We start from the raw sequence: 13,802 nt of genomic DNA, 5'->3' as shown, positions 1-13,802 counted from the left end.
TATATTATAAATTATTAAGGGTTTGAAGGTTAACTATTGCTTTATTATAACTGTTAACCGCATCGAGATATTCATTCTTTATTGTTATTGCTTGGTTCACTACCATAACCCATTGCAGGTAATCAATATCTCCATTTTCTAATTGGCTATTGGCTGCATCGATAATTATTGATGCATTTTTAAGTCCATCGCTTTCATAATAATGTAAACTCTCTTTGTATTTTTCGATCTCGCTTAAAGCATTTGTAATGGCTGTTTTTATTTCAATTTTTGTTGCTTCTGTTATTGTTTGATAATTTTCATATTCTATTTTAGCCGCTTTATTTCGTGCCGATTGACTGGAATAAAACAACGGAATAGACAATCCTAGATTTACATAACTAAACCTATTATTGCGGTCATAATAAACATCCTGCCCAGCATTATTGGTTTGCGTACCTATGATACTTAAATTATTATATCCCAATGTAATATCGGGTAACATCTTAGCCTGTTCGGTTTTCCATTTCCATTTTGCTGCAGCTGCAATATGATTCGAAAGCTTTACCTGTGGCAATTCTGACACATTAGATTTATCATCTAACGAAATAGTAAAATCATTCTTAATGTTTCCTGTTGCTGGAACATGTGTTATACTATCCTGAAGAATGGCATTAAAAGATCGAATTGTAATATCGATATCTCTGTTTACCATTGTAAGCTGATTGGTATAAAATTGTCTGGCAGATTGTGAAGCACTTTTTTCGAGTACATTTGTTTCTCCAGTTTTATAACGCAAATCCGACTTTTGTTCCATTAATCTATAAATAGAGTCTGCATAGGTCAGCAATTCTTTTTTACTATTTAACCAGATATAGGAGTAAAAAAGATTCCTTACATTCGATTTAATTTCCTGTGTTGTTAGCTGCGATTCTGCCTTAGCAACATTATAGTTTTCTGTTAGGTTTTTTTTCTGATTGCTATACACTGTCGGAAAAGCAAAAGTTTGACTAATACCAAAACGGCTATCATTCAGTCGGCTGTTAAACTGACCATAATCGGCATCTAACGAAGTTTTAGGAATATCAAAAGCTGATTTTTGGAGTTGCTCTTTTGATTTTTCATTTAGATGAGCCGATTTTACTCTCTTATTATTCTGAATTGCAATAGATAAAGATTGCTCTAATGATGTTGGTAATTGTTGCGCCTGAACTGTAGCGGTAATAAATAAACCAACAAGTAACAATACTAATTTATCAATTTTATTTTTTTTCATTTTTTTCTTAAACACTTTGGTATGATAAGTCATTAAATAAATAGATGGCAGCACAAACAACGTAAGAAGTGTTGCTGTGATAAGTCCACCAATAACTACTGTTGCCAGCGGGCGCTGTACCTCTGCTCCTGCACCATTACTTAATGCCATTGGCAGGAAACCTAAAGAAGCAACGGCAGCTGTCATCAATACGGGACGTAACCTATTTTTTGTTCCTGTAATGATAATTTGTACCGCATCGGTAATTTCGCCCAGCTTCTGTATTCGGTTAAACTCAGATATTAAAACAATTCCATTTAGTACCGCTACTCCAAAGAGCGCAATAAATCCAACACCTGCAGATATACTAAATGGCATATCACGCAAGGCAAGTCCAAATACTCCTCCAATAGCCGATAATGGAATTGCTGTAAAAATTATAATTCCTTCTTTTAAAGATCGGAATGCAAAATATAATAGTGCTAAAATCATTAATAATGCGGCTGGAACAGCAACACCCAGACGTGATTTTGCTTCTTGTAAGTTTTCGAATGTACCTCCATAAGTAATATAATAACCAGGATCAAATTTTATTTGATTATTTACCTTTTTCTGTAATTCTTCTACTATTGATTCTACATCACGACCTCTGACATTAAAGCCTACAATGATTCTTCTTTTTGCATCTTCTCGCTGTATCTGGTTTGGACCTTCTATTTCTTTTACGGATGCTACCTGATATAATGGAATTTGCATTCCTGTAGGAGTTGCTATCAATAAATTACGTACATCTGAGATATCTTTTCGACCACTATCTTCTACTCTAACAACCATGTCAAAGCGTTTCTCTCCTTCATAAATACTACCTGCTACTGCTCCTGCAAAAGCGGCATTTACTGTTTTGTTTATATCAGAAACATAAATCCCGTATTTAGCCATTTCTGCCCAATCATAATCAATAACAATCTGAGGCATTCCGGTAACTTTTTCCACATAAAGATCTGTGGCTCCATCTACTGTTTTAGCAATGGCTCCTAATTTCTCTGCATATTCGGCAAGCTTATCTAGGTCTTCTCCATAAATCTTGCAGACAACATCTTGTTTTGCTCCAGTCATTAATTCATTAAAACGCATTTGAACAGGAAATTGAAAACCTGTAGTAACTCCAGGGGCAACTTGTTTTACTGTTTCTGTCATTTTATCTGCCAACTCTGGAAATGAGGAAGCGCTTGTCCATTCTGATTTGTCTTTTAAAACAATAATCATATCTCCTCCTTCTATAGGCATTGGATCTGTGGGGATCTCGGCACTTCCGATTCTTGAAACTACCTTTTCTACTTCTGGATATTTGCTTTTAAGGGCTACTGATATTTTCTGAATTGTTTCTGTAGTTGTCGAAAGATTTGTTCCCAATAGCAAACGTGTTTCTACTGCAAAATCTCCTTCTTCTAGTTGCGGAATAAACTCTCCTCCCATTCTTGAGAAAACAAGCAATGCAATTCCAAATAAAACAAATGCCGAAATTACAATCCCCTTTCTTATGCGTAAAGCCTTAGACAACCATTTTTCATAATACAATTCAAGCTTAGCCATTATTCGATCTGAAAGATTTGGTTTATGGTTCATCTTCTTACTTATAAATAACGAACTAACCATTGGCACATAAGTAAGTGATAGTATAAATGCTCCTAAAATGGCAAAAGCAACTGTTTGTGCCATTGGTTTAAACATTTTACCTTCTATTCCTTCCAGCGACAGTATAGGAAGATATACTATAAGGATAATTATTTGTCCAAATACAGCCGCATTCATCATTCGCCCTGCCGATCCTGTGACTTCCTTATCCATATCTTCCTGCGAAAGCGTATCTATTCCTTTATACTTTTTGGTACTGTGCAAATGATGCAATATGGCTTCGACTATAATTACTGCTCCATCTACTATTAAACCAAAATCAAGTGCTCCAAGGCTCATAAGGTTACCACTTACCCCAAAAGTATTCATCATGATAATTGCAAACAGCATTGCTAAAGGAATAACCGACGCTACAATAAAGCCTGCTCTTAAATTTCCTAAAAACAATACCAATACCAGAACAACAATCAATGCTCCCTCAATAAGGTTTTTTTGAACTGTACCAATAGCATTATCTACCATTTTAGTTCGATCTAAAAAAGGCTCTATTTTTAATCCTTCTGGTAAAATTTTCTCTATTTCGGCAACGCGTTTCTTTACATCTACAATAACATTATTTGCGTTTTCTCCTTTAAGCATCATCACTATTCCACCTACAGATTCGCCAAGGTCGTCTGTTGTTAGTGCCCCGTATCGTATTGCCGAAGACATTTTTACATCTGCAATGTCCTTTATAAGAATTGGTGTTCCTGCCTGTGTATTCTTTACAATAATATTCTGAATGTCACTTATATTCTTGGTAAGTCCTACGCTTCGGATATAAAGTACTGTTGGTCCTTTCTCAATATAAGCTCCACCTGTATTTTCGTTATTGCTGCTTAGTGCTGTAAAAACCTCTTTTATTGTAAGGCTTTGGGCTTTTAATCGTGCTGGATTTACCGCAATTTCATATTGTTTTAATTTTCCACCAAAAGTGGCTACATCGGCAATTCCTGGCGTTCCTAAAAGTTGCCTTCTAATGGTCCAATCCTGAATTGTTCTTAAATCCTCTAGAGAATACTTGGCTTCATACCCCGGTTGTGGCTTTACAACATATTGGTATATCTCCCCCAGTCCTGTTGTAGCAGGCGCCATTTCGGGCGTACTGGCATTTTCGTCTATCTCTACTTTCTGTAAGCGCTCGGCAACTTGCTGGCGTGCCCAATACACATCAGTATCATCGTCAAAAACGATAGTCACCAACGATAGTCCAAAGCGGGAAATACTACGGCTTTCTTTTAGCTGCGGAATATTGCTTATTGCCTGTTCTATCGGAAAGGTTATAAGACGCTCAACGTCTTCTGCTCCCAGAGATGGAGCTGTTGTAATAATTTGTACTTGATTGTTTGTGATGTCTGGAACGGCATCAATAGGTAAACGAGTCACTTCGTACACGCCATAAATAATCCATAGCAATGTAAAAACGCCAATTACCAGTTTATTCTTAACTGAAAATTGTATTATCTTATTAAGCATAATTTGATTTAATTTTAGAAATAATAATGCTATGGCTAAAACATAGAATATGTCTTAACCACAATAAAAATTTGAAAATCAAATTATACTATAGGAGGTCTAAATACCGAAAATAAAGCGGGGTTAGAATGTAAATTGCATGTATATGGGATACTGTTAGTCTGTGTTAGACCAATAGTAAAAGGAAGATAAATTGCATGTTTGTCTGTTGGTATAAATACAAGCTGTAACGAGTAACCGCTTATATTTTTAAAAGGAAGCTGCATATCGCGATCACCATCATCATCGTCTAAGTCATCACCCCAATAATGCATGGCTAAAAAATCAATAAAACTTACTTTATTTATTTCTTTATGTTCTTTAAAATGCTGAAACAATACCGGCAATTTATAGAACTGCTGGAACATCCCAATATTAGAGGTTATTAAAAAATGAATATGTAAATAATAATCTTTTTCACTTCAACAAATTTACCTTTTATCCCTAAATGATTCTTCCCAAATAATAGTAACAGGTCAACTTTTATCATTCTATAAACATAAACAAACTAAAATTTTATTTTCAACATCATAATCACTAAAAAACAACACTATTGCTAATCTATTAACAAATTATGCGCTATTAATTTCATCACACACCTGTATGTTTCTTGTATTATTATAGAAACCATTTCACTTATTTAAAATTAAAATAGCCAATATGCCTAAGAAATTAATTAAAATTTTTTAGTTCTTTTTTATACATATAATCTATGTTTTCCCTCTTAGATGAAGCACCCTTAATAAATAGCAATTTCTTTGATAAAACCATTTTTATTTCATAATAAAAACATCTAAATAAAACAATAACAATATTTTTAATATTAAAAAACTAAAATAAACACATAAATAACGTTAATTTAATATCAATATTGATTAATTTACAACCACTTTCTTTTCATGACAAAACTAATTTTGTAGTGCTTCGATAAAACATACTCATTGTCGATTAACCTACAATTTTATGCAATGAAAAAATTACACATCCTATTCTTGTTTGCTTTTTTTCCATCTCACTTACTGCTCAAATACAAGTACCTCAAACCAGTAATACGCTAATGGGATGTAAACCAGCAATTATTCCTGCTCCCGTAGCTATTAAATCAAACCTGAGTAGCAAAATAAAAGCTGTAGCAGCTACTGGTGTCACAGGCAAAGTTGAAAGCATTCATAGCGCTTTTGTAAACTGGCAAACAGGAGGATTTACGAGTTTTTCTATCGGTACAGGCTCAGTTCCAAATGGTCCGAATTCGCAAAATATTCGCTGGAGTCAAGGTTTAAACTCTCTGGATAAGACTACCTACGGATATAGTTATGAAGAATTACGTTTAACAGCTCTGGCCTTAGGAACAACATTTGCACAAGGACAAAATTTTTACTTTCACTTATTTAATGGTAGTACAGACACCGTGATTGGTCCATTAAATTTCACATGGGAAAATCTGGGTACTGCTGGCAACATAGTAAATGTTTCTGTAGAGACGCAATTTGGAATCAATGGACTAGGCGGTTTTGCCAATTGGCAAGCAAGCAATATGATGGATTTTTACAGCAAAGTGATTCCGATTATAACACAAGTATATGGCCCATCATCTCATTCTTATACAGTAAATGTCATTAATGATGGTAATGCTTCTGGTAGCAACACTTTTTACAACGGTCCTAACTGGATTTCTACTCAATATACAGCCGATGCTTATGGCAAGATGACTCAGCCACGTTTAATGATTCACGAACTTTTACATGCCTGGCGTGATAATGTGTGTTTGTCTTCCAACAATCTTTGGCATTACGAAAATACTTTAAGCGGCTTCGAAGAAGGTATGGCAGAATGTGTAGCACAAATTGTTATGGATAAATTTGTTGCTGCTTATCCTAACTACTTTCCCGCTAGCAGTGCTTATTTAAACAAGCATTGGGGACATGAAGACGGATATGCTTTTGATTGGGATTATGATTTTCAGAATCATTCCCAACTCACTACTACCGACTTTTGGTCAAGTGACCAGGGAATCGGTGCACATTGGGAACGTTATGGTACAAGTGCTGCTGCTTTTTATAAGATGTATATTGAAGATGTTGATGTTTTCAAAAAATTCAATGCCGAATATTACAAAAGAATGAATGCTGCTCATGCCCTGCTAACTTCTCGCGCCTTACTTGTGGACATTTTTAAGACAACTCTCCCTAAGATTGAAGAGAAAGAAACGAGTTTATGGATAGACAAACAACGAATCTTAGACTGTAAAGTAGTACCTGGGAAAAAAGTGCATATGCTCAGTTTTCAAGGCGCTGCCGGCCCAAGAGATATGTCACATGACAATAGAATTCACTTGATTGAAACTCAAAATTTACCAGGAGCAAATGAATGGTCATGGGACAAACTAGATGCTTCTGGAAATATAACCCAACGCTGGTTTCATCAGCTTAATAATTTACCTGGAAAAATTAATATCGTAAATTATACCACTGGAACCGTTAGCAATACTCTAAATTTCAGAAACAATGATTCAGGATTTTATGGACCGAATCAAGGCCCGTGCTTACCTCCTTCTTTAACGGGTACCCCCTGTTTTCCAACAGGGATAGACGGTCATGGACTGTACACCTCTTCTGCGGATCCCGCCATCACAAATGGTGGAATAAATGATGGAAGCTGGTACAACGGATTGGGACTTAATGCAGACAGAATTATTTATAAAATACAAACAACCGGTTTATACATTTATAATATTGAATTTCAATCTGCAGGGGCTGTTAAAGGTAAATACTATCGGCTGCATGGTAACGGATTCATCAATAAAGACGGTTTGTATGCTGGTGTAAGAAATAATAGTGATTCTCCCGTTCTAGGTAAAATGTATGTAGAACAAAAAATAAAGTAACTCCATTAACAGGTGAAGAAGCCGCTATTACTATAAATAATGGTACTCTTATCGCTCCTCGTTTATGGACCTCTATTCCTGAAACTCAAACTCAGTTTAAAGCAGGAAGAACAGATACACGCTATTCTAAACCTGGAAAAGTACACGCTATTTATGTCAATAATGATTGTTCAAAGCCTCAAAAAATTGACTTTAGAAATATCACATATGGTAGTACTGTTTCTGGAGTACAAATGTTCTTGTTTAATCTAGATGATTTTGATGATATTCTTTATACCGAGTCCATGCCTGATGTATTGTGTGAAGGATACCCAGCCGATTTTACAATAAAAAATAATTTCCCGGATTATTTGGATACCGACTCCAGAATTACCTACAAATGGATAAATCCTTTAGGAACGGTAGTTTCTACTTCAAAAAAATATACTATCTCTGCTGTTACGCCTGCAGATGCGGGTCTTTATACTTTAGAAATCAGTTCTTTCGACTGCTTAATTACAAGAACCAAAAATCTGACAGTTACCCCAGCTGTTGTTCTTGATCCCGCTGTTATTACACCAGCTTCTTTTTGTGCAAATAAGACTATCAATCTAAGCGTAAATGGTACACTCCCATCTGGCACTACGTATTCATGGACAGGTCCAAATGGCTTTACTAGCGCAATTCAAAATCCAAACATTACAAACGCACAAGCCATAAACGCAGGCACTTATGAAGTGACCTGTACCAGTAAAGATTGTGATGGTGTTACAGATATAATCAAAAAAAAGCAGATAGAAGTTGTTGTAAATTCAATAATAAAGCCTAAAATTACCTGTGGCACTCAAACGCAAAGTACTATAACGTTTAATTGGGAAGCTGTTTCAGGTGCTACTGATTATTCTGTTTCTTATCAGGTGAATACGAACCCAGTACAAAACATTGGAACTATTGGTAACGTGTTAACCTATGATGTAACCTCATTACAGCCTTCAGATAATGTCTTGTTTTCTATAATTCCTATAGGAGCTTCTAATACTTGCTTTGAAGTCGAAAGCAAAACCTGTCAGACAAATACAGCGCCTATTTGTTCTATTCCAATAGCAAAAGCCATTAACACTGCAGTAATTACCTGTAGCAGCCCTTCTGTTACATTAGACGGTACTGGTTCGACAACCGGTGCAGGTATTGACTATAAATGGACTACTACCGATGGTACAATCGTTAGTGGAGCAACAACACTAAATCCAATTGTTAGCTCAGCAGGAACTTATAATTTAATGGTAACCAATACTGCTAATGGAGGTTGTAATTCGCTTCCTGCAATAGTTACAGTCACAGGAGCCTATTCATTACTAACAGTTCCAACTTTAACCAGTCTTAACTCCATTTGTGCAGGGTCAGATGCTATTTTTACAATAACAGGAACAACGGGAGATCTTGTAAGCTATACTGGAGCTATTTCTGGAACTGCTGTAATAGGAACTACGGGCTCAGTAACGGTAACGATTCCATCACCAACCTCAAATACAACTTTGAATTTAACAAATAGTACAGATGGTATCTGTAGTCAAATTATAACTGGAGTAACTAAAACCATTACCATACAAAAAGCTCCTAATACAGGAACTAACGGAGTTTTGAAATTGTGCTCAGGATCTGTCCCTACTCATGCGCAATTGTTTGCTCAACTTGGAGGAACACCCGATGCTGGTGGTACTTGGTCTGCTATTGGGAATATTTATACCTATACTGTAAATGCGACAGCTCCCTGTACTTTAACCGCTTCTGCCACTGTAACACTAAACACGCAAACTGCTCCTAATGCAGGAACTAACGGAGTTCTGACATTATGCTCAGGATCTGTCCCTACTCATGCGCAATTGTTTGCTCAACTTGGAGGAACACCCGATGCTGGTGGTACTTGGTCTGCTATTGGAACTATTTATACCTATACTGTAAATGCGACAGCTCCCTGTACCTTAACTGCCACAGCTACTGTAACGCTAAACACACAAACTGCTCCTAATGCAGGAACAAACGGAGTTCTGACATTGTGCTCAGGATCTGTCCCTACGCATGCGCAATTGTTTGCTCAACTTGGAGGAACACCCGATACTGGTGGTACTTGGTCTGCTATTGGAACTATTTATACCTATACTGTAAATGCGACAGCTCCGTGTACCTTAACCGCCACAGCCACAGTAACACTAAACACACAAACAGCTCCTAATGCAGGAACTAACGGAATTTTGACATTGTGTTCTGGTTCTGTCCCTACGCATGCCCAATTATTTGCTCAACTAGGAGGAACACCCGATGCTGGTGGTACTTGGTCAACTATTGGGAATATTTATACCTATACTGTAAATGCGACAGCTCCGTGTACCTTAACCGCCAAAGCTACTGTAACGCTAAACACACAAACTGCTCCTAATGCAGGAACAAACGGAGTTTTGACTTTGTGTTCTGATTCTGTTCCTACTCATGCGCAATTGTTTGCTCAACTTGGAGGAACACCCGATACTGGTGGTACTTGGTCTGCTATTGGGAATATTTATACCTATACTGTAAATGCAATAGCTCCCTGTACCTTAACCGCCACAGCCACAGTAACACTAAACACACAAACAGCTCCTAATGCAGGAACTAACGGGATTTTGACATTGTGTTCTGGTTCTGTCCCTACGCATGCCCAATTGTTTGCTCAACTTGGAGGAACACCCGATACTGGTGGTACTTGGTCTGCTATTGGGAATATTTATACCTATACTGTAAATGCGACAGCTCCCTGTACCTTAACCGCCACAGCAACTGTAACACTAAACACACAAACAGCTCCTAATGCAGGAACTAACGGAATTTTAACTTTGTGTTCTGATTCTGTCCCTACGCATGCGCAATTGTTTGCTCAACTTGGAGGAACACCCAATGCTGGTGGTACTTGGTCTGCTATTGGAACTATTTATACCTATACTGTAAATGCGACAGCTCCATGTACCTTAACCGCCACAGCCACTGTAACACTAAACACGCAAACTGCTCCTAATGCTAAAGCTGGCAGTCCAGGCATAATTAGCTGTACTCAACCAACAATAAAGTTAAATGGTACTGGCTCTGAGAGTACTAATGTTACTTATTTATGGACTGGCGGAACGATTGTCAGTGGAGCCAACACATTAACCCCTGTTGTAAGTTCCAGCGGAATTTATACTTTAACGGTTACAAACATTGCTTTGGGATGCTCTTCAAGCGATACTGTTTTAGTTACACAAGATATTGAAAATCCTGATTTTACCTTTTCAGAAACAGCAGTAAATCAATTTTTAATAACAGGTTATGGCGGTAAAGCTCCCTATCAATACAGCATTAACACCCCTAATAATTATATATCTGATCCAGTCTTTAAGATTGATCATTCTGGAAACTATACCATTTATGTAAAAGACATTAAAGGTTGCTTCTCTACTCAAACTGTCTATTTAGACTATGCCGGAATCGAATTTCCAAAATTTTTCTCTCCCGATGGAAACGGAAGTAATGACTATTGGTATCCAACAAGAATCGAAGATTATCCCGATTTAGAGGTTTTAATATTTGATAGGTACCAACGATTAATTACCAGTTTTAAAGGAAATACAACAATGGGATGGGATGGCACATATCAAGGAAAACCCTTGCCTATGGGGGATTATTGGTATGTTATTAAAACAAACAATGACAAAGACAGGAGAGAATTAATAGGTGGAATGACTTTATTTAGATAAAATAAGAAAGATGAAAAAAATAATATTGCTTTTTATAATAATTGGTCTTCCTGTTTATGGGCAAGAATTACAACTCCCGCCAACCAGTCAATATTTAGCAGATAATCCATATGTAATTGCCGGAGCCTATGCCGGAATTGGAGATTTTTATAAAATACGCTTCACTGGAGAAACACAGTGGTTAGGTGTAAAAGATGCTCCACAAACGCAGTCCCTGTCTTTTGATGTCAGGATAGGAGATCGCTCAGGACTTGGAGCTGTATTCTTTAATGATAAAAACAGAAACACTTCTCAAAAAGGAGGTCAAATAACTTATGCTCATCATATTACTTTATCGGAATATAATAATCAGTTTCTTTCATTCGGACTCTCTTATAAATTTACTAATTTCAATATTGATGCATCTGATATTATCACATCAGATCCAAGTGTTCAATCTTATAATGTGAATAATTCAAACTTTGATTTAAGCTTTTTGTATCGTTTAGAAAATTTTTTTATCAGTTTTAATGCTGCAAATATTTTAGATAAGTCAATAAAGCCAACGATTTTAAAAGAGCCTACAAATATTAGAAATTACTATTTATATACTGGTTTTCTTTTGAAAAATAAATTTACTTCTATAGAATACGAACCTTCTATTTTGTATCAATTGTACGAAAGTGATGGACGTTCCAGTCTTGATCTTAATCTTAAAATTCGAAAAATGACTGGCAATAATTATATTTGGGCAGGTATAAGCGCAAGACTATTAGCCGATCAGTCGTTTAAACCTAACTCTATTGCGCCCCTAGTGGGATTTAGACAAAATAGATTTTATGCCGCTTACTCATTTAATATTAGCCTGAATCAACTTCAAAATCATAATTCGGGTACCCATATGATAACTGTTGGATTTGATTTTAGTAACAGGGTAAGCAATTGTAAATGTGTAAATTAAACAAAAACAATAGCATAAAAAAGATATTAGTCCTTTTCAGCATTCTATTTGTATACACTCAATCAAATAATAGTCACAGGTCTATTTTTATGATTACACAAACACAAATCTCTTTTGTTTTATTTTTTGATATCTAAATTCATAAAAAAATAAATTATTCCAATTTAAAAAACGCTTTACTGAAATAATCCCAATCTAACTATATCTAATGCGTTCAAAAGCCATGAGAATACTAGTTTGGTAATTTTGCTTAAAATTGTTTCTATTTATATTTTCTATACATTTGCCGCAATCTGGTGCGCCATAAAAAGCACTTAATAGGGAATTCGGTGAGAATCCGAAACAGACCCGCTGCTGTATGCTCCACATAGAAGTTTTTGAAAAATATATCCACTGTTATTTAATGGGAAGGATTTCAAAAATGGAGTAAGTCAGAAGACCTGCCAGATAATATAATGTTTGACGCTTTCGTGGAATAAAGCTAAGGACAATGCTGGTTTTGTGTGCTTAAATGCGGGCAGTACCATCATTCCTCTGTATTTCCATAAGCGTTGTAATTATTTGCTTTTTTATTCAAATAAATCACAATTAAATATGGAAAAAAATCCTTCTAAAATTTTAAAATTGACTTTTCTATCGATTCTATTGCTAGGTTTTATAGCATGTGATTCTGATAAAGATGAAAATCAGGAAATTATAAATCCTACTGAAGTACTCACAGGATCATACACTGTGAACCGCTTTAATGTTCTTAACATTGTTCCGAATCTGCCTAGCCATTCAAAACTTACATGGAGTATTAATGATTCTATAATTTCTCAGAGTTCGCAGTTGGATTTCATTAGCCCTTATTTAAAGAACTATCCTTTGACTTTGAAAGTAGAAACCAATGGAGTTGTAAATACATATACTTCTGCAATCAATGTAACAAAAGAACCTGTGAATTATAGCAAATACATCTCAAATGTATTCGATTTCCGTCCTGCAGTTGGTCAGTTTACTAACGAGATTCCAGAATATTCACCCGGAAATACAGAAGCAAACCTGATTAATACAGCCAAAAAAGCCCTTGTTGGATCAAAAGCAAGCATGATTTCACTAGGTGGATTTGGAGGTTACGTCGTATTTGGTTTTGATCATACAATTCCGAATATGGATGGAAGAGATTTTAAAATTTTAGGGAATGCCTTTTGGGGAAGTGAAGCCAATGAAGCGCGCTCAGGATCTTGCGAACCTGGGATTATTCTAGTAGCTTATGATAAAAATAAAAATGGAAAACCTGATGCAGATGAATGGTATGAGATTGCAGGAAGTGAATATTTTAAAAATACTACAGTAAATAATTATACCATTACTTATTTTAAACCTGATGCTAACAAACCACCAGTTGCTGGAGATGAATTTTGGCAAACTAACATAGAATATATTAAATGGCAAGATAATCTTGGGAATTCTGGTTATAAAACACAAAGTGCATTTCATGCTCAAAGTTATTATCCACTATGGATCTCTGAGGGTTCATATAGTTTAACAGGCACAAAAATCGAGAACAATTTTTACGATCAGAGCGGTACTGGAAACTATTGGGTTGGTAAATCATTTGACTTTGGATATGCTGATAATGCACCAAATAATGATGAAGGATCTAATATTGATATCTCTTGGGCTGTTGATAAAGATGGAAAATATGTAAAACTTCCTGGGATAGATTTCGTTAAAGTATATACTGGAATAAATCAAGAAGCGGGTTGGTTGGGAGAAGTCTCTACAGAAGTTTCTGGTGCCTATGACCTGTACATAAAATAAAAA

At 35.9% G+C, this 13,802-nt stretch carries 6 protein-coding genes and 1 riboswitch; of the genes, 4 read left to right on the top strand and 2 right to left on the bottom strand.

Going from position 1 to position 13,802, the window contains the following annotated elements:
* Positions 1-4: 4 nt before the first annotated feature.
* Together EAG11_RS05970 and EAG11_RS05965 are read right to left on the bottom strand one after the other, a co-directional pair.
* Complete coding sequence (locus EAG11_RS05970; protein WP_129538357.1) at positions 5-4,384, bottom strand: CusA/CzcA family heavy metal efflux RND transporter; 4,380 nt, start codon at positions 4,382-4,384, stop codon at positions 5-7.
* An 83-nt stretch (positions 4,385-4,467) separates the two neighbouring features.
* On the bottom strand, positions 4,468-4,791 hold the full coding sequence (locus EAG11_RS05965) for a hypothetical protein (protein ID WP_129538356.1): 324 nt from the start codon (positions 4,789-4,791) through the stop codon (positions 4,468-4,470).
* Between the two features lie 689 nt (positions 4,792-5,480).
* Between EAG11_RS05965 and EAG11_RS05960 the strand changes: the two genes are divergently transcribed.
* The 4 genes from EAG11_RS05960 (at position 5,481) to EAG11_RS05945 (ending at position 13,799) form a co-directional block, all read left to right on the top strand.
* A complete protein-coding gene (locus tag EAG11_RS05960) occupies positions 5,481-7,307 on the top strand; it encodes a hypothetical protein (protein ID WP_129538355.1) in 1,827 nt (608 codons plus the stop codon).
* Between the two features lie 233 nt (positions 7,308-7,540).
* Complete coding sequence (locus EAG11_RS05955; protein ID WP_129538354.1) at positions 7,541-11,053, top strand: T9SS type B sorting domain-containing protein; 3,513 nt, start codon at positions 7,541-7,543, stop codon at positions 11,051-11,053.
* Positions 11,054-11,063: 10 nt separating this feature from the next.
* Positions 11,064-11,993, top strand: coding sequence for a type IX secretion system membrane protein PorP/SprF (locus EAG11_RS05950; protein WP_129538353.1), 930 nt, complete (start codon positions 11,064-11,066; stop codon positions 11,991-11,993).
* A gap of 277 nt (positions 11,994-12,270) precedes the next feature.
* Positions 12,271-12,456: riboswitch (cobalamin riboswitch) on the top strand.
* 131 nt (positions 12,457-12,587) lie between these two features.
* Positions 12,588-13,799 carry a cell surface protein gene (locus EAG11_RS05945; protein WP_129538352.1) on the top strand — a complete coding sequence of 404 codons (1,212 nt, stop codon included), beginning with the start codon at positions 12,588-12,590 and terminating at the stop codon, positions 13,797-13,799.
* Positions 13,800-13,802 lie beyond the last annotated feature (3 nt).

It is taken from the genome of Flavobacterium sp. 140616W15 (assembly GCF_003668995.1).
Taxonomy (GTDB): Bacteria; Bacteroidota; Bacteroidia; order Flavobacteriales; family Flavobacteriaceae; genus Flavobacterium.
Note: the sequence above shows the minus strand (reverse complement) of the source record. Positions and strands in the feature narration are given on the sequence as shown.

Coding starts and splice junctions, on each gene's coding strand:
- EAG11_RS05970 (WP_129538357.1), bottom strand. CDS start 4,384: ATGCTTAATAAGATAATACAATTTTCAGTTAAGAATAAACTGGTAATT.
- EAG11_RS05965 (WP_129538356.1), bottom strand. CDS start 4,791: ATGTTCCAGCAGTTCTATAAATTGCCGGTATTGTTTCAGCATTTTAAA.
- EAG11_RS05960 (WP_129538355.1), top strand. CDS start 5,481: ATGGGATGTAAACCAGCAATTATTCCTGCTCCCGTAGCTATTAAATCA.
- EAG11_RS05955 (WP_129538354.1), top strand. CDS start 7,541: ATGTTCTTGTTTAATCTAGATGATTTTGATGATATTCTTTATACCGAG.
- EAG11_RS05950 (WP_129538353.1), top strand. CDS start 11,064: ATGAAAAAAATAATATTGCTTTTTATAATAATTGGTCTTCCTGTTTAT.
- EAG11_RS05945 (WP_129538352.1), top strand. CDS start 12,588: ATGGAAAAAAATCCTTCTAAAATTTTAAAATTGACTTTTCTATCGATT.